Annotated in this window: 17 protein-coding genes; 12 read left to right on the plus strand and 5 right to left on the minus strand. The window is 32.3% G+C overall.

Going from position 1 to position 17051, the window contains the following annotated elements; all coding sequences use genetic code 11:
* Positions 1-11 precede the first annotated feature (11 nt).
* Entirely contained in the window at positions 12-578 is a 567-nt protein-coding gene (locus tag ACIQZC_RS03785; protein ID WP_396137910.1) for an REP-associated tyrosine transposase, read from the plus strand.
* A 207-nt stretch (positions 579-785) separates the two neighbouring features.
* Here the strand turns inward: ACIQZC_RS03785 and yajC are convergent, their stop codons facing one another.
* From yajC to ACIQZC_RS03805, 4 genes are all read right to left on the minus strand, one after another.
* Positions 786-1055 (minus strand): preprotein translocase subunit YajC, encoded by a 270-nt coding sequence (yajC, locus tag ACIQZC_RS03790; RefSeq protein ID WP_396137911.1) that lies wholly within the window; start codon positions 1053-1055, stop codon positions 786-788.
* A gap of 7 nt (positions 1056-1062) precedes the next feature.
* The gene (locus tag ACIQZC_RS03795) at positions 1063-1539 is read right to left on the minus strand and encodes a DUF1573 domain-containing protein (RefSeq protein WP_396137912.1); all 477 of its coding nucleotides are present in this window, start codon (positions 1537-1539) and stop codon (positions 1063-1065) included.
* 12 nt (positions 1540-1551) lie between these two features.
* Positions 1552-2493, minus strand: coding sequence for a transcription antitermination factor NusB (gene nusB / locus ACIQZC_RS03800; RefSeq protein ID WP_396137913.1), 942 nt, complete (start codon positions 2491-2493; stop codon positions 1552-1554).
* Between the two features lie 84 nt (positions 2494-2577).
* Positions 2578-3681: a Glu/Leu/Phe/Val dehydrogenase gene (locus ACIQZC_RS03805; protein WP_396137914.1), complete on the minus strand. Its 1104-nt coding sequence runs from the start codon at positions 3679-3681 to the stop codon at positions 2578-2580.
* A 193-nt stretch (positions 3682-3874) separates the two neighbouring features.
* Between ACIQZC_RS03805 and ACIQZC_RS03810 the strand changes: the two genes are divergently transcribed.
* The 3 genes from ACIQZC_RS03810 (at position 3875) to hemN (ending at position 7652) form a co-directional block, all read left to right on the plus strand.
* Entirely contained in the window at positions 3875-5641 is a 1767-nt protein-coding gene (locus tag ACIQZC_RS03810) for an ABC transporter ATP-binding protein (protein ID WP_396137915.1), read from the plus strand.
* A gap of 69 nt (positions 5642-5710) precedes the next feature.
* Positions 5711-6085: a PUR family DNA/RNA-binding protein gene (locus tag ACIQZC_RS03815; protein WP_396137916.1), complete on the plus strand. Its 375-nt coding sequence runs from the start codon at positions 5711-5713 to the stop codon at positions 6083-6085.
* Between the two features lie 202 nt (positions 6086-6287).
* Positions 6288-7652 carry an oxygen-independent coproporphyrinogen III oxidase gene (hemN, locus tag ACIQZC_RS03820; RefSeq protein ID WP_396137917.1) on the plus strand — a complete coding sequence of 455 codons (1365 nt, stop codon included), beginning with the start codon at positions 6288-6290 and terminating at the stop codon, positions 7650-7652.
* Positions 7653-7681: 29 nt separating this feature from the next.
* Here the strand turns inward: hemN and ACIQZC_RS03825 are convergent, their stop codons facing one another.
* Positions 7682-9511, minus strand: coding sequence for a hypothetical protein (locus ACIQZC_RS03825; RefSeq protein WP_396137918.1), 1830 nt, complete (start codon positions 9509-9511; stop codon positions 7682-7684).
* A 127-nt stretch (positions 9512-9638) separates the two neighbouring features.
* On the opposite strand from ACIQZC_RS03825, the gene ACIQZC_RS03830 reads away from it, so the two are divergent.
* The 8 genes from ACIQZC_RS03830 to ACIQZC_RS03865 all read left to right on the plus strand — a co-directional run.
* Positions 9639-10985 carry a DEAD/DEAH box helicase gene (locus tag ACIQZC_RS03830; protein ID WP_396137919.1) on the plus strand — a complete coding sequence of 449 codons (1347 nt, stop codon included), beginning with the start codon at positions 9639-9641 and terminating at the stop codon, positions 10983-10985.
* A 64-nt stretch (positions 10986-11049) separates the two neighbouring features.
* Entirely contained in the window at positions 11050-12975 is a 1926-nt protein-coding gene (locus ACIQZC_RS03835; RefSeq protein ID WP_396137920.1) for a BatA domain-containing protein, read from the plus strand.
* Positions 12972-14231 (plus strand): dihydroorotase family protein, encoded by a 1260-nt coding sequence (locus tag ACIQZC_RS03840; RefSeq protein WP_396137921.1) that lies wholly within the window; start codon positions 12972-12974, stop codon positions 14229-14231. The genes ACIQZC_RS03835 and ACIQZC_RS03840 overlap by 4 nt, the downstream gene beginning before the upstream one ends.
* 48 nt (positions 14232-14279) lie before the next feature.
* The gene (locus tag ACIQZC_RS03845) at positions 14280-14621 is read left to right on the plus strand and encodes a hypothetical protein (protein ID WP_396137922.1); all 342 of its coding nucleotides are present in this window, start codon (positions 14280-14282) and stop codon (positions 14619-14621) included.
* Position 14622: 1 nt separating this feature from the next.
* Positions 14623-15273, plus strand: coding sequence for an alpha/beta hydrolase (locus ACIQZC_RS03850; RefSeq protein ID WP_396137923.1), 651 nt, complete (start codon positions 14623-14625; stop codon positions 15271-15273).
* Positions 15274-15300: 27 nt separating this feature from the next.
* Entirely contained in the window at positions 15301-15798 is a 498-nt protein-coding gene (gene tpx / locus ACIQZC_RS03855; RefSeq protein WP_396137924.1) for a thiol peroxidase, read from the plus strand.
* Positions 15799-15801: 3 nt separating this feature from the next.
* Positions 15802-16176 (plus strand): diacylglycerol kinase, encoded by a 375-nt coding sequence (locus tag ACIQZC_RS03860; protein ID WP_396137925.1) that lies wholly within the window; start codon positions 15802-15804, stop codon positions 16174-16176.
* 33 nt (positions 16177-16209) lie between these two features.
* On the plus strand, positions 16210-17051 hold an 842-nt coding region (locus ACIQZC_RS03865), incomplete at its 3' end, for a DNA translocase FtsK 4TM domain-containing protein (protein WP_396137926.1).

Consider the following 17051-nt stretch of genomic DNA (forward strand, 5'->3'; position numbering starts at 1 on the left):
CAAAAGTATAAATGAGCAGAAATTATAAGTTTCATAATTCAGAAGGTTTGTATTTTGTTAGCTTTGCAGTTGTGGGCTGGTTAGATGTTTTTACAAGAAATGAGTATAAAGATTTAATTGTAGAAAGTCTTCAATTTTGTCAGCAAAAAAAAGGCATGGAAATTCATGCTTGGTGTATAATGACAAACCATGTTCATTTAATTTTTAGAAGTATAGAAAACCAAAAGCCAGAATTATTATTAGGTGACTTTAAAAGATTTACGAGCCGAAGCATTATCAAAGCAATTCAGGAAAATTCAAGAGAAAGCAGAAGAGAATTTTTATTGGATTATTTTAAAAAAGAAGCTGAAAAAAGTTCAAACACAACCAATTATCAGTTTTGGAGGCACGATAACAAACCAATAGAATTGTGGAGTAACGAGGTAATTCAACAAAAAATAGAATATATTCACAACAATCCTGTTGAAGAAGGAATTGTGTTTAGACCTGAAGATTACAAATATAGCAGTGCTTCAGATTATGCAGGAGAAAAAGGATTATTAGATAGTATTTATGTTTTTCAGTATTTTAAATTGTAAAACCACGCGAAAGGATTCGCGCGGGAGCGGGGAGTTTTGTTCGGTATTCCTTCGATACTTGTTCGAATGAGCTTCGGTAAAATAGGTGTTTTATCGAAGAACCATCGAAGGAGGTACGAACTAAGTACGAACAAAACCTCAATTCATAAAACAAAAAAAAAGCCGAACTCCAATTGAAGTTCGGCTTTGTTATTTGTAAGCTAAAAATTATTTAGCGGCTAACTTTGCACTCAATTCTGAAGAAATCGCTGATTTTTCCATTTTGATTTTACCTGCCATCGTTTCAACTACAATAGTATCGGCAGTTAATTCGGCAATTTTACCATGTATTCCAGATTTGGTAATGATTCTATCCCCTACTTTTAATCCGTTTTCAAAAGCTTTCTCTTTTTTGGCTCTTTGTTGCTGTGGTCTTATTAATAAGAAATAAAACACGGCAATCATCAGCACTAGCTGCATTATTAAAGTTGCATTCATAAGTATATTATTTAGTGGTTGCGGAAATTCCCGCTTTTGGTGTTACATTGGCTTTAATCTTAAATGTTTCATGACCATTTTCTGTATTGGTCGTTAACGTTACTGTTTTCTCTTGTGCGCCTGGTTTCCCGTTTGAATCAAAAGAAACTTTGATAGGCGCAGAAGCTCCTGGCTTGATAGGATCTTTTGGCGGTTTTGGAACGGTACAACCACAACTTCCTTTAGCATCGGAAATTATTAAATCTACTTCACCAGCATTGGTTACTATAAATTCAGTTTCTACCTTGTCGCCCTCGTTAATGGTTCCAAAATCATGTACTTCTTTATCCAATTTTACTATTGGAAATTTACCTTCTAAAGCTTTAGCTGCAGCTACTACTTCCATATCGGAAGACGTAATTATATCTGCCGCACTTTCTTTTTTACAAGCGCTAGTCAATAAAACTAATGAAAGGGTTAACAACCCAATTGATTTTCTGATCATACTATTTACATTTTATAATAAACCTCTACCCGATTTTGTTAGTCTTTTGTCTTTTTCAAATTCTTTGACTAAGTTATCTAAAATTCCGTTGATAAAAATACTACTTTTTGGCGTAGAATACTCTTTTGCTATTTCTAAATATTCATTAATCGTAACTTTTGCTGGAATTGATGGGAATTTTAAGAATTCGCAAATCGCCATTTTAAGAATAATGGTGTCCAATTCAGCAATACGTTCCACATCCCAATTAGGCGTTTTATCAATGTATTCTTTCGATAATTCTACTTCGTTTAAAACTGTTTTTCTGAATAAATTTGCCACAAATTCCTTGTCGTCATCATCTTTATACACTTTAGGAATAATTAACGCATCTTGTTCCGATTTCAATTGTTTGATTTGTTTTAAAATTAACGTATTAATTCCAGGCAAATCGTCGATCCAAGTCAATTTATAATCTTCTAAATAATCATATAATTTTTCACTTGGTGCAATTACTTCGGTATACAAATCGGCAATAAAAGTGCGATCTTCTTCAAAACTACTGGTCGCTTTTTGCATGTAATTTTGGTATAAATTGCTCGCTTTGATGGATTCATTTAATAATAAAATAATATCATCGTTTTGCTGCCAGTTTTTAATTTTACGTTCGTCAAGCGCTTGTTGTAATGCTTTAGAATTCGCAATAATTGCCAACACTTTATTCTGAACAAATTTTAAACTGGGTTGGCGCTCTTCTTTAGTGGCTAAATGTTTTTTTGAAGCTAAATCAATATATAATTCTTCTTTCTTTTTGATTTCAACCAATGCCGAAAGCAAAAGAAGGTATAAATCTTGAGTGTTTTCGATACTTTGAAATAAGAATTTTTCTTCTTTATCTAATTGATCCGATTGGTGTGAGTGCATGGCATAAATACTCTGCATCACTTTTATACGGATATGTCTTCTATTTAACATAACTAATTAAGAACTTTATAAAATTAAGAAAGCGAAAGAAATTGCCCTTTCGCTTTGCAAAAATACAATATTATTTAAAAACTTTTACTTGCGTAATTCATTTTTTCTATCGTCAATGCGTTTTTGAGCAATTGACATCGCTGCTTGATGCGTGGTAATGTTATTGGTTTCAGCAAATTTGAAAATTTCTAACGATGTGTTATAAATATTTTCGGTTTTTTCCATGACTTGCGCACGGGTTAAATTTGCCAATTCTGAATATACATTAATTACGCCACCCGCATTGATTAAGAAATCAGGGGCATATAAAATGCCTTTATCTTTCAAAATTGTACCGTGAATCGCTTCATTTGCTAACTGATTATTTGCGGCTCCAGCAATTACTTTAGCTTGAATTTTGTGTATCGTTGCATCGTTAATCGTTGCTCCTAAAGCACAAGGCGCATAAATATCAACCTCAGCACTGTACAAATCATCGCCAGTAAATATTTTGGCACCATACTTTTGACCTACTGCATGCAATCGGTCTTCGTTGATATCAGCAATGGTTACTATTGCACCACTTTCGGTTAAATGTTGTACTAAAACTTCACCTACATGGCCAATTCCTTGTACTAAAACCTTTTTACCTTCTAAATTATCTGAACCAAATCTATATTTTGTAGCGGCTTTCAATCCCATGAAAACACCATAAGCTGTAATAGGCGATGGATTTCCAGATCCACCTTTTTCTTCTGAAATACCAGTAACATATTGCGTTACTTCACGAACAGTATCCATATCTTTGGTTTCCATTCCTACATCTTCTGCAGTGATGTACTTTCCAGACAATGAATTTACATATTCGCCAAATTTACGCATTAACTCAGGTGTCTTTTGCGTTTTAGCATCTCCAATGATAACGGCTTTTCCACCTCCTAAATTCAATCCCGAAATAGACGATTTAAAAGACATTCCGCGCGATAAACGTAAAACATCGTTCAAAGCTTCCCATTCATTAGCATAATTCCACATTCGAGTGCCGCCTAAAGCTGGTCCTAAAACTGTGTTGTGAATTCCAATAATTGCTTTTAATCCTGTATCTTTGTCGTTACAAAAAACAACTTGTTCGTGTCCATCAAAAGAAACTTGACCAAAAACGGGGTCTATTTTATGAAGCTCATTTGCTTTTAATAAATCTGCGGTCATGCGATATGTTTTGGTTTGAAAATTATTCAAAATTAGAGTGCAATATTACGAATAATTTTAAAATGGTATAAAAATTTATAGGTTTTTTATTAATTTAGCAATAAAATGTTGTAAAAATAAATAATACTTCATTATCAATACATTAGCTTTTTAATCCAATTGATGTTGAATAAGTAGTACAACTAAAAATACAATGAAAGAATTACAATATTTAAACAAATATTTTATCAAATATAAGTATCGCTTCCTGTTAGGATTGTTGATTACTATTGTGGCGCAAATTTTTTCATTATTTACGCCAGAGCTTATTGGTAATTCCATAAAATTAATTGAAGATTATGTAAAATCGGCACAAAAAGACGTTGCTTTACTAAAATATGAGCTTTTAAAGAACATTCTCTATATTCTTGCCACTACCATCATTGCTGGATTTTTTACTTTTTTAATGCGACAAACCTTAATTGTGATGTCGCGCTATGTAGAATTTGACTTGAAAAATGAAATATTCAATCACTACCAAAATTTATCGCAACACTTTTACAAAAGAAACCGAACGGGTGATTTAATGAATCGAATAAGTGAAGACGTTGGAAAAGTTAGAATGTATGTTGGTCCTGCCGTAATGTACACTTTAAATACCATCATGCGATTTACTATTGTGGTAATATACATGTATAATATTTCGCCGAAACTTACTTTATACTCGTTACTTCCACTACCGCTTCTGTCCTATAGTATTTTCAAAATTAGTTCAGAAATTCATAAGAAAAGTGGCGCCTTTCAAAAAAACTTATCGAATTTATTTTCATTTACCCAAGAAATATTTTCGGGCATTCGAGTGATAAAAGCCTATGCAATTGAAGAAAAAAAGCAAAATCACTTTCTAGAACTTACTAAGGAAAGCAATACAAAAGCAATGGATTTGGCTAAGGTGAATTCGCTTTTTGGCCCGTTAATGATTTTGTTAATTGGTTTGAGTAATTTGGTGGTAGTTTATGTGGGTGGCACAATGTATATAAATAATGATCCCGAAATTGAAAGCATTGGTGTCATTGCACAATTTATTTTATACATTAACATGCTGACTTGGCCTGTAGCTTCTTTAGGTTGGGTTTCCTCATTAGTGCAAGAAGCCGAAGCATCGCAAAAACGTATAAATGAATTTTTAAAGGAAGAACCAGCGATAAAAAATTCTAATGAAATGCCTTCAAAAATCGAAGGAACTATAGAGTTCAAAAATGTGTCTTTTGATTATGAAGACACCCAAATTAAAGCATTAGATAAAGTTTCATTTTCGGTAGAAAAAGGAAAAACTTTAGCAATTCTTGGTAAAACGGGATCAGGAAAATCAACCATTTTATCCTTGATTAGTAGATTATATGATGTTACCGGAGGCGAGATTAATATCGACAACCAACCTATTACCACTTTAAATTTATATGATTTACGCAATCAAATAAGTGTGGTGCCTCAAGATGCCTTTTTATTTTCAGATAGTATTAAAAACAACATCAAATTTGGCGATGAAAATGCAACGGATGATGAAGTGATAGAAGCAGCCAAAAAAGCTGTAGTTCATGAAAACATATTGACTTTTAATGACCAATATGAAACCATATTAGGCGAACGTGGCATTACGCTTTCTGGTGGTCAAAAACAGCGCGTGTCTATTGCAAGAGCGCTAATTAAAAATGCACCAATATTATTGTTAGATGATTGTTTAAGCGCTGTGGACACTGAAACAGAAGAAACCATTTTAAATAATTTATTGACCTATTGCAAAGACAAAACAACCATTATTGTAAGTCATCGCGTTTCATCTGCAAAAAATGCAGACCAGATTATAATTTTGGAAGATGGAAAAATTATTGAAAAAGGTACTCATAATGAGCTAATTGAACAGAATGGTTATTATAAAGAGTTGTATGTGAAACAACTTTCAGAAAAAGAAATTAGCTAAACTATTGTTTAATCCGTTTTTTTTTTAGATTTTTGATTCGCTATAACTAATTAATTTGAAAGTAGGATTATGAGAGAAAATGAAATGTTAGAAAAAGAAGATATTTTTTCTAAAGTATTGCGAGCAGGAAGAAGAACATATTTCTTTGATGTAAGAGCAACAAAAGCGGACGATTACTACATTACAATTACTGAAAGTAAAAAATTTACAGAAGAAGATGGTTCGTTTCATTTTAAGAAACATAAAATTTATCTGTACAAAGAAGATTTTGCTGCTTTTAGAGAAATATTAGACGAAATGGTTGATTTTGTATTAGACAAAAAAGGCGAAGAAGTAATTTCAGAAAGACACCAAAAAGATTACAAAAGAGAAAATTACACTGAATCAACTGATGAAGTAAAATCTACCGATAGTTTTACAAATATTGATTTTGACGATATTTAATTTAAAATCCCGCAATAGCGGGATTTTTTTTGACTATTTATTAGTATTCTTTTCCTTTTTAATTCATTTGGTAATCAAAACTACAATTCTTATACCCTATATTCTCTTTTATTATTTGTTACACTTGATGTAATATGACATTTATCATTTTTTATTTTAGAAAGGAAACCTAATTTCGTATTCTGAAATAACTCTACTCATTATGCAACCTTCTTTAGTCCAAAAATACAATATTCCTGGACCTCGTTATACGAGTTATCCCACTGTTCCCTACTGGCAAGAAGAATTGTTTCATCTAGCGGATTGGAAAACCACTGTTTTAAAATCATTTAACGAATCAAACAATTCCGAAGGGATAAGTCTCTACATTCATTTACCTTTTTGTGAAAGCTTGTGTACTTTTTGCGGATGCAATAAACGCATTACAAAACGCCACGAAGTTGAAGCGCATTATATAGAAGCTGTATTGAAAGAATGGAAAATGTATTGCGATTTATTTCCTAACAAACCCATTATAAAAGAAATCCATTTAGGCGGCGGTACTCCTACTTTTTTTTCAACTGCTCATTTAGAACTGTTAATTAATGGTTTATTTCTTTCGGCTTCAAAAGCTAAAAATTATGAATTTAGTTTTGAAGGACATCCAAATAATACCACAAGACAACAGTTACAAAAACTATATGATTTAGGATTTCGAAGAGTTAGTTTTGGGGTTCAAGACTATTCAAAAAAAGTTCAGGAAGCCATTCACCGCATTCAACCGTTTCATAATGTTGCCAAAGTAACCTTTTGGGCAAAAGAAATTGGGTATACTTCAATAGGGCACGATTTAATATTTGGTTTACCCTTTCAAACCATAGAAGATGTTATTGAAACGATAGATAAAACAAAATCATTACAACCCGACCGATTGGCATTCTACAGTTATGCTCATGTGCCTTGGATCAAAGGGAATGGACAAAGGGGTTTCAAAGATGCCGATTTACCGCAAGATGATGAAAAAAGACTGCTTTATGAAGAAGGAAAAAGATTACTATCAAAAAACGGTTATCATGAAATTGGAATGGATCATTTTGCCTTAGAGAACGACAGCATGTTTGTTTCGGCACAGAAAGGAAAACTACACCGTAATTTTATGGGATACACGGCTTCTAAAACGCAACTCTTGATTGGGTTAGGCGTTTCTTCCATAAGCGATAGTTGGTATGCATTTGCTCAAAATGAAAAATCAATTGAAGATTATTATGCACGTTTAGATTCTAATGAATTTCCGGTATTTAGAGGCCATTTGCTTACGCGAGAAGATTTAATTATTAGAAACCATATTCTCAACTTAATGTGCCAATTTGAAACTTCTTGGGATAATTCTTCTTTGCAATTTCCTGAAATAATCGAGGTATTACAGCATTTAAAAGAAATGGAACAGGATGGTTTAATGGTTCAAAAAGAAAACGGAATCATCATTACCGAAAAAGGCAAACCTTTTGTGAGAAATATTTGTATGGCGTTTGATTTACATTTAATAAGAAAAGCCCCCGAAACAAAATTGTTTTCAATGACTATTTAGATTAAATAAAATTACCTGTAATTAAATAACTACTCGTATCTAATATAAGCAGGTTTGCCTAATTGAAAGTCATTTAACGTCAAGTCTGTATTTTCAAAAGAATTAGTTTTTAAAACATCATAGCCTTCAAATGGGATGTAAGGGTAATATGAAAAGGATATTTGAAAACTATTAAAAACTAAAAAATCATTGTTTATTTGAACTCCTACACTAAATTTTGAGTATACTTTACTATCAAAAAAAGCATTCTTATTGGCTAACGAACCCATAGAAATGTTCAAATAAGGACTAAAACGAAATCCATACCAACTTCCGGGAACATAAGACTGTGTTTGCAATGAAAAAATCCACTTTTGAGAACCTAAAATTCGGTTATTATAGCCTTCAATACCATAATAATTATTTAACGTAAGCTGATCTTTGAACGAAGCATCTCTGTTGTTTCCCCAGATATAAGTTGGTTTTATAAATTGTCTAAAACGCCATTTTCCCCAATTAATCAGTGGGCTAAAATAATTAAATCCGACTTTAAATGCCGTTTGTTCAGTAATCGATTTATTATAAAAACTTCCCCATTCTATAAAACTACTGAAATAACCAAAATTATACTTTTTCCCTTTTGAAAGGGTGATGCCCGAATACCATCTGGAAAAGTTATTTTTATCTTGATAACCAAAAATTAATGCAATATTATGTCCGTAAGGTATATCCTCAATGATATCATAATTAAAAACATAATTGTCCTGATAAAATCGTTGCTTTGAAAGTCCAAAATATCCTATAATATTTTTTTCAGTGGTAAAAAAAGAGGAACTATCTAAAGATGCATCTGGATTTAACAAATACACTTTTTTATTAAAATTAACAGCCGTAATAAAATTTGTGTAAACGGCATCTTTGAAATTATTTTTTGCCAAACGAAAAGCCCTTCCATACCAATATTCTTGAAATTCAAATTTTAAAGGTGCTTCCACCAATGTATCTGCAACTGGAAAAAACTCTGAACTTAACGTATTTTCAAAAAATATCCCGCCTGCATTCTTTGCAAATACCGAATAAAAAGGACGCGATAAATTAAAGCTTCGTCTACTATTTTTATTAAATTCACTAGCATAACTTACATCTAGCCGAATAAAACTATTTTTAATATTATTAATTGAATAGCTAGCAAAAACAGCTTGTTCTTTAGAACCAAACTTGTTTTGCAAGTTACCCGAAATTTGGTGTCCAAAACCAAGTATATTTCGTTCAGTTAATTTTAAACTACTTTGATTGGTTGAATAACTTCCATTTGGAATCAAACTCCAAGAATCTAAAACCCTTATCTTAACATCAATAGAATCATTTGATGCACCCAAAGAAATTGGGGTAACAACAACTTCACGAACATAGCGCTGACTTCTAATTAAACGCTCTGATTCTTTTAAAAGTAACGAATCGCAAGCCTCATTTTTTTTAAATAATAGCAAATTTCGAATGGTAAATTCTTTGGTTTTCAAATGAATTGAATTTCCAAAACGTTCAAATCCATTTCGAGGTTTTTTACTCTCAGTAGTAACCGATTGTCCAAACGGATCTAAAGTTTCAATACTAATATTCCGAATGATCTTTCCGTTTAATTTATTTGTTATGAGAGGTTTGTCTATGTTTTTCTTTTCTGTAACTGGATTTTCAACTTTTAAAGCGGAAGAACGAAAAAATAACTTATACACAAATTTATTAAACTTACTCTTTTTAGATAAATCGTGTATTTCATTATAAATTACGGTGGTGCTATCTTGCTTTTTTACTTGAGCATAACCACTCAATGTAAAAAAACAAATAAATAGCACAAAAAATACCGTCTTATTGAAACTCATGAATTAAAAAATAGATTGCTTGTTTATTGGGGTGTAAAGTAACTAAAAATAGCGCAAACTATGTTACATACTGCAAAAAATCATTCCAAAAAGTTTATGTACCTTTGCCGATAATTTTATCCCATTTATGAAAACTTTTTTAGAATTTGATTTACCAAAATCCCTGCAAAAAGCGTTAGATGAATTAGGTTTTGTACATCCTACACCTATTCAAGAAAAATCGCATTCGGTAATTCTATCGGGAAGAGACATGATGGGTATTGCTCAAACAGGAACAGGTAAAACATTTGCCTATCTGTTACCTATTCTCAAACAATGGAAATTTCAAAATAATGAATCACCAAGAGTTGTTATTTTGGTTCCAACGCGTGAATTAGTAGTTCAAGTAGCCGAAGAAGTTGAAAAACTAACTAAATACATGAGTGTGAGAACACTCGGAATCTACGGAGGTGTTAATATCAATACACAAAGAAAAGCATTGGCTGAAGGAGTTGATGTTTTAGTTGGAACCCCTGGTCGAGTAATGGATTTAGGCCTTGATGGGGTTTTACGATTTGACACTTTACAAAAATTAGTAATTGACGAATTTGACGAAATATTAAACTTAGGTTTCCGTGCGCAGTTGACTTCGATTTTATCCATGATGCGCGGCAAAAAACAAAACATCTTATTTTCGGCCACCATGACTGAAGAAGTTGATGCGATGCTCGATGAATATTTTGAATTTCCAGAAGAGGTTTCATTGGCACAAAGTGGCACTCCATTGGAACAAATTGAACAAATTGTCTATCAAGTTCCTAATTTCCTGACCAAATTAAACATGTTGAAACACTTGGTTCGCGAAACCGAAACTATGGAACGTGTTTTGATTTTTGTAAATAATAAGCGTATTGTAGATTTGGTTTTTGAAACATTAGACGAAGAATTTTCAGAACAATTTGGTGTAATTCACTCCAATAAATCTCAAAATTATCGTTTGAATACGATGGCTGCTTTTCAGGCGGGTGAGTTAAGAGGTTTAGTTACTACAGATATTATGGCGCGTGGTTTAGATATTTCGGATATTACCCACGTCATCAATTTACAATTTACTGAAGAACCCGAAAAATACATGCACCGAATTGGTAGAACCGGTCGTGCTGATAAAACAGGTATTGCTATAAGTTTGGTTTCGCCGAGTGAAGTGGAATCTAAAATTGAGGTAGAATTGTTAATGAATACCGAAATTAAAGAATTTGTACTTCCCGAAGATTTAAAAATAGAAGAACGCTATTTAGATTTCGAAAAAGAAAAGAAAAAAATGAAATTCTTGTTGAAAACACCTAAAAAAGAAGGTGGCGAAGCTTTTCACAAGAAGAAAGAAAAAAATGCAAAAGTAAACCTTGGTGGACCAGGAAAACGTAAACCGCGTAAAACCGAATCAAGAAATAGAAACATTGAACGTAAAAGAGACGAGAAGCGGAAGAAGAAATAATTATTGATTGTCAATTATTAATTATCAATTCTATTTTCGTACTTTTGACAAATTATAATTATAAATGCAATTTAAACATCCAGAAATTCTTTACTTCCTTTTTCTGTTGGTTATACCAATTTTGGTGCATTTATTTCAATTACGTCGCTTTAAAATAGAATATTTTACCAACGTAAAACTCCTCAAAGAACTCCAAATTCAAACCCGAAAAAGTGCTGAAATCAAGAAATGGTTGTTGTTAGCCACACGATTATTGCTATTAAGTTGTTTAATTTTAGCCTTTGCCCAGCCCTTTTTTGACGCCAAAGACACTACCAATAAAGGCAACGAACTCATCATTTTATTAGACAATTCGTTTTCTATGCAAGCAAAAGGTGCAAAAGGCGAATTACTTAAACGAAGCATACAAGAACTTTTAGAAGAATTACCCGAAAACCAACAATTTTCATTACTTACCAATTCAGAAGTTTTTTGGGATACCGATATTAAATCAATTCAAAAAGAATTGCAGAATTTAAAGTATTCCGCAATGCCTTTTCAATTGGATTACCTAATTAATCAGGTTGAAATCAAAAAGAAAAATACTAAAAAAGATTACGTCATTATTACCGATGCCATTCAATCTGAAAGTAAAAAAGCCTTGGATTTGGCAGAAAATAACGTAGTGTATTTCATCCAACCCGAAGCACAAAACAAAACAAACATTAGTATTGATAAAGTAATCATTTCAAATGTTTTAGACCAATTTTACGAATTAAAAATCACGCTTCAAGCTTTTGGAACCAATGAAAATGAAGTACCGCTTTCGGTTTTAAGTAACAACAAAGCCATAGCAAAAACGATTGCAAAATTTGAATCATCCAAAACAGAAATTGCAATTACAATTCCAAAAAAAGATTTTCACGGAACTATTAGCATCGAAGATAATAGTTTAAGTTACGACAATACGTATTATGTAAGTATTTCAAAACCCAAAAAAGCCTCTGTAATTGCTATTGGAACTTCAGATAAAAATAATTTCTTAGGCCGTATTTTCACAACAGAGGAATTCAGTTTTGTATCTACCGATTTAGCAACTTTAGATTACAATCAAATTGAGAATCAAGATGCAATTATATTAAATGAATTAGAAGATTTACCAATAGCTCTGGGAACAACACTGAAATCATTCTACGAAAAAGGTGGCTCAATTGTATTCATTCCAAATGGAAAAAATACGCCAAGTCTATTGAATGCTTTTGCTAAAAACTTCGGTGGATTGAGCTATTCAAAACTTTCAACTTTTGGAAAACAAATCACAAAAATCAACTTTGATCATCCGTTATACCAAACCGTTTTTGAGAAGAAAGTAACTAATTTCCAATATCCAAATACAAAAGAAAGCTTTGGTTTAAATGGAGCTTCAAACATTTTACAATACGAAGACAACTCGGTTTTTGTGGGTTCGACAACCAATCGATTGGGAATGTTTTACGCTTTTTCAGCTCCGATAAACAAACAAAACAGTAACTTTCAAAATGCGCCGTTAATTGTTCCTACTTTTTACAACATGGGGCAAAATCAAGGAAAAACAGGAATTAGCGCCTATACAATTGGAGAAAACGAAAACCTAATTTTAGAAACTAGTTTAGCAAAAGACGAAGTAGTTTCGGTACAAAAAGACGGTTATAGTTTTATTCCGATGCAACAAATTTTAAATGCAAAATGCAAACTATCTTTTGGCGATTACCCTGAAGTAGCTGGTAATTTTAAAGTAATGAAAGGAACAAATTCGTTAAAGAAAATCAGTTTCAACTATCCACGAACCGAAAGTGATTTAACGCAAATATCGACTGCTAATTTTGAAAATTTCACTAAAATAAATAACATATCAACCGCTTTAAATGACATTGCATCAGAACGAACGAGCAATGAAATTTGGAAATGGTTTATATTTGCAACACTATTATTACTAATAACAGAACTACTAATTCAAAAATTTGTAAAATGACGCAAGTTATTCTAAAACAAGCCAAAATTATCGACCCTTCAAGTCCGTTTCACAATCAAACAATGGACTTGAAAATTGAAAACGGTACAATAACGCAAATAGATAAGGAAATTTCAGCTACTTCTGTCTTTGAGGTTGTGAACGTTCCTAATTTGCATGTTTCTAAAGGCTGGATGGACAGTTCGGTATCCTTTGGTGAACCTGGATATGAAGACCGAGAAACCATTGAGAATGGATTAAATGTTGCTGGTAAAAGCGGATTTACTGCAGTAGCATTACAGCCGAATTCAAACCCAACGATCGACAATCAATCGCAGGTACGATTTGTGTTGGATAGAGCAAAAGGAAATGCAACTACACTCTACCCTATTGGCGCGCTAACCAAAGGAATTGAAGGAAATGAATTGGCCGAATTATATGATATGCAAAACGCTGGAGCAATTGCTTTTGGCGATTATAAAAAGGCGCTTCAAAATGCAAATCTTCAAAAAATTGCACTTCAATATGTACAAGATTTTGATGGAATGTTAATTGCCTTTTGTCAAGACAGCACTTTGAAAGGAAGTGGAATTGCAAATGAAGGAGCAGTAAGTACAAAATTAGGTTTGAAAGGAATTCCTGCACTGGCGGAAGAATTACATGTAGCACGCAACTTATTTTTACTAGAATATACTGGTGGTAAAATGCACATTCCAACGATTTCAACCCAAGGAAGCATTAAATTAATAAAAGAAGCTAAAGCCAAAAGATTACAAGTAACTTGTAGTGTAGCGGTGCATAATTTAGTCTTAAACGACGAAATGTTAATGGGTTTTGACTCAAGATACAAAGTATTACCGCCTTTAAGAGAAGAAGCTACTCGAAAAGCTTTGATCGCTGCCGTTTTAGACGGAACAATTGATTGCATCACCTCAGATCATAATCCGTTAGACATTGAACATAAGAAATTAGAATTTGATTTGGCCAAAGATGGAACCATCGGATTAGAAAGTGCTTTTGGAGCTTTGTTGAATAGTTTACCTCTTGAAAAAGTTGTTGAGAAATTAGTTTCTAGTAAGCTGATTTTCAATGTAGAAAACCCATCAATAGCAATTGGAAACAAAGCGGATATTTCACTATTTACTACTGAAGATCAGTGGCTATTTAGCAAAGAAAACGTACAGTCAAAATCTAAAAATTCCGCATTTTTAGGACAACAAATGAAAGGAAAAGCGATTGGAATTTATAACAACAGACAATTGATAATGAATAATTGATAATGAATAATTGATAATGAATAATTGATAATGAATAATTTTAGGGCTATGAACGACATAGAGCAAGAAAAAAGTGATATCGAAAAAGGAAAGATTACAGCTATTACTAGTTATATTTTGATAGTAGGAATATTAATTGCGCTTTCAATGAATGCTGAATCAAAAAATAAATTTGCTTCATTTCACATCAAACAAGCGTTAGGATTAAATCTTACTTTTATTTCAATTGGATTACTAATTTCTAACTTTAGTAATATGCAAATCTATATTTCTTTTTGGGTGTTTTTTACGGTATTATGGGTTTTTGGTATACTATCAGCTATTAAAGGAGAAAATAAAGCAATTCCAATTGTTGGAAATTTATATCAAAAATTATTTAAAAGTTTCTAAAATGAATTTACAGTATTTAGTTCGTGAGCCTAAAATTAGTTTAGAAAAAAACCCATTATTATTGCTATTACACGGGTATGGTAGCAATGAAGAAGATTTATTCTCTTTTGCTGCTGAATTACCCGACGATTGTTTTGTTATTTCTGTTCGTGCACCTTATAATTTAGAACCTTATGGTCATGCGTGGTATGCCATACATTTTGATGCCGATGAAAATAAGTTTTCAGATAACGTGCAAGCGAAAGAATCGGTAGCTTTAATTGGTAGTTTTATTGATGAAATTGTAAAGCAATATCCAATCGATATTAAAAATGTAACTTTAATAGGATTTAGTCAAGGCGCTATTTTGAGCTATGCCACTGCCCTAACCTATCCTGAAAAAATTTCAAAAGTTGTAGCGTTAAGCGGTTATTTCAATCAAGATATTGCACCTGAAGTTATCGATACCAAAGGAATTTCACATTTGAAATTCTTTATATCACATGGAACAGTAGATCAAGTAATTCCTGTAGATTGGGCACGAAAAGCAAAACCAGCCTTAGAAAATCTAGGATTAGAAGTAGTATATCACGAATATCCAGTTGGACATGGAGTTGCACCTCAAAATTTCTTTGATTTTAAGAATTGGTTAATTCAAAATAATAATAAATAAGTACCTTTGTACACAAAATAATAAACTATGGCATTAATTACACTAGGAGGAAATCCAATTCACACAAATGGTGAATTACCATCAGTAGGTTCAAAAGCAACTGATTTTAATCTTATCAAAATCGACTTAGGAACTGCTTCACTAGCTGACTTTACAGGAGCAAGAATCATATTAAATATATTTCCAAGTATCGATACTGGCACTTGCGCTACTTCGGTAAGAACTTTTAACGAAAAAGCAAGTTCATTAACAAATACCAAAGTTTTGTGCATTTCTAGAGACTTACCATTTGCTCAAAAACGTTTTTGTGGTGCAGAAGGATTAGAAAATGTAATCAACTTGTCTGATTTTAAAGACGGAAGTTTTGGAAAAAACTATGGTTTAGAAATTACTGATGGCCCACTTGCCGGATTACATTCTCGTGTTATTGTAGTTATTGATGAAAATGGAACTATTCTTCACACCGAACAAGTAAATGAAATTGCAGACGAACCTAATTATGAAGCTGCCTTAGCTGTATTATAATTTATGAAATTTGAAAAAGACGAAACCCTTTTTACGGGTCGACTAAAAAGCATGGTATTTGCCTTAAAGGGCGCCTTTAAACTTATTACTACCGAACATAGTATAATGGTGCAATCATCACTTGCGGTTGTTATGACCATTGCAGGATTTTATTTTGGCATCAATAGGATGGAATGGATGATGCAAATCTTGGTGTTTGGTTTAGTTTTAGGAATTGAAGGATTAAATACTGCAGTTGAAAAAATTGCTGATTTTGTGCACCCCGATTTTCATCAACGCATTGGTTTTATTAAAGATATCGCAGCTGGAGCAGTATTTTTTGCCGCATTAACCGCTCTAGTGATCGGATGTATTATTTATTTTCCATATTTGTTTTAAATTAGCTACTTTTGTAAAAATTGTTCCGTTTCAATGGCCAAAAAAAATTCAAAAGGCGTTGCTAATAATGCAACTGACGAAGTTAATAAAAAATCATCTTTAAAGATAGGTCGCCGACAAAAATTTATTGTAGGCATCTTATTTATTTTCTTTTCGTTAGCCTTATTGCTTTCCTTTATTTCTTATTTCATTACTGGATATGCTGATCAAAGTTCTGTAAGCCAATTAACGAATCGTGCACTTAGTACAGAAAATTGGTTGGGGAAAATTGGTGCTTTTTTAGCTGACTTTTTCTTATACCAAGGATTTGGAGTTACCTCTTTTCTATTTGTTAGAGTCTTGTTTTTAATAGGTGCTTATCTAGTATTAGATATGAGTCTTTTAAAACTAAAGAAAAACTTTTTTTGGGATGGATTTCTTATCATTATAGGTTCTATATTATTAGGGTTTCTTTGGGATTATGTTCCGCAATTAGGTGGTGTCATTGGCTATGAAATGAACTTATTCATTCAAGATTACATTGGTAAAACTGGGACACTTTTAGTATTACTATTTGGTATTTTAATTTTCTTGGTTTTCAAAATCAATGTTTCACCCGATACGTTTACCTCAATATTTGAAAAATCTACAAAGTCTTTTAAAGAAGACTTAACAGCTGAAACGAGTGCAAATCCTATTATTGATGCCAACCATTCAGAAGATCAAAATAGTACCGAAGATGAATTACCTATTGTACCACTTCCAAATGAAGAAGACGATTTTTTACTAACCGAAGATGAAGAAGAAATTAGTAATATCGAATTAAAAACCTATCCCAACTCTTTTGAAATCAATAAAGAAGCTTTAAAACCTACTATTTCAAATTCATCCGAATT

The sequence above is a fragment of the Flavobacterium sp. genome (assembly GCF_044338735.1).
Lineage (GTDB): Bacteria > Bacteroidota > Bacteroidia > Flavobacteriales > Flavobacteriaceae > Flavobacterium.

Coding starts and splice junctions, on each gene's coding strand:
- ACIQZC_RS03845 (WP_396137922.1), top strand. CDS start 14,280: ATGAACGACATAGAGCAAGAAAAAAGTGATATCGAAAAAGGAAAGATT.
- ACIQZC_RS03785 (WP_396137910.1), top strand. CDS start 12: ATGAGCAGAAATTATAAGTTTCATAATTCAGAAGGTTTGTATTTTGTT.
- ACIQZC_RS03795 (WP_396137912.1), bottom strand. CDS start 1,539: ATGATCAGAAAATCAATTGGGTTGTTAACCCTTTCATTAGTTTTATTG.
- ACIQZC_RS03830 (WP_396137919.1), top strand. CDS start 9,639: ATGAAAACTTTTTTAGAATTTGATTTACCAAAATCCCTGCAAAAAGCG.
- tpx (WP_396137924.1), top strand. CDS start 15,301: ATGGCATTAATTACACTAGGAGGAAATCCAATTCACACAAATGGTGAA.
- ACIQZC_RS03810 (WP_396137915.1), top strand. CDS start 3,875: ATGAAAGAATTACAATATTTAAACAAATATTTTATCAAATATAAGTAT.
- ACIQZC_RS03835 (WP_396137920.1), top strand. CDS start 11,050: ATGCAATTTAAACATCCAGAAATTCTTTACTTCCTTTTTCTGTTGGTT.
- ACIQZC_RS03815 (WP_396137916.1), top strand. CDS start 5,711: ATGAGAGAAAATGAAATGTTAGAAAAAGAAGATATTTTTTCTAAAGTA.
- ACIQZC_RS03840 (WP_396137921.1), top strand. CDS start 12,972: ATGACGCAAGTTATTCTAAAACAAGCCAAAATTATCGACCCTTCAAGT.
- ACIQZC_RS03860 (WP_396137925.1), top strand. CDS start 15,802: ATGAAATTTGAAAAAGACGAAACCCTTTTTACGGGTCGACTAAAAAGC.
- nusB (WP_396137913.1), bottom strand. CDS start 2,493: ATGTTAAATAGAAGACATATCCGTATAAAAGTGATGCAGAGTATTTAT.
- yajC (WP_396137911.1), bottom strand. CDS start 1,055: ATGAATGCAACTTTAATAATGCAGCTAGTGCTGATGATTGCCGTGTTT.
- ACIQZC_RS03805 (WP_396137914.1), bottom strand. CDS start 3,681: ATGACCGCAGATTTATTAAAAGCAAATGAGCTTCATAAAATAGACCCC.
- ACIQZC_RS03850 (WP_396137923.1), top strand. CDS start 14,623: ATGAATTTACAGTATTTAGTTCGTGAGCCTAAAATTAGTTTAGAAAAA.
- hemN (WP_396137917.1), top strand. CDS start 6,288: ATGCAACCTTCTTTAGTCCAAAAATACAATATTCCTGGACCTCGTTAT.
- ACIQZC_RS03825 (WP_396137918.1), bottom strand. CDS start 9,511: ATGAGTTTCAATAAGACGGTATTTTTTGTGCTATTTATTTGTTTTTTT.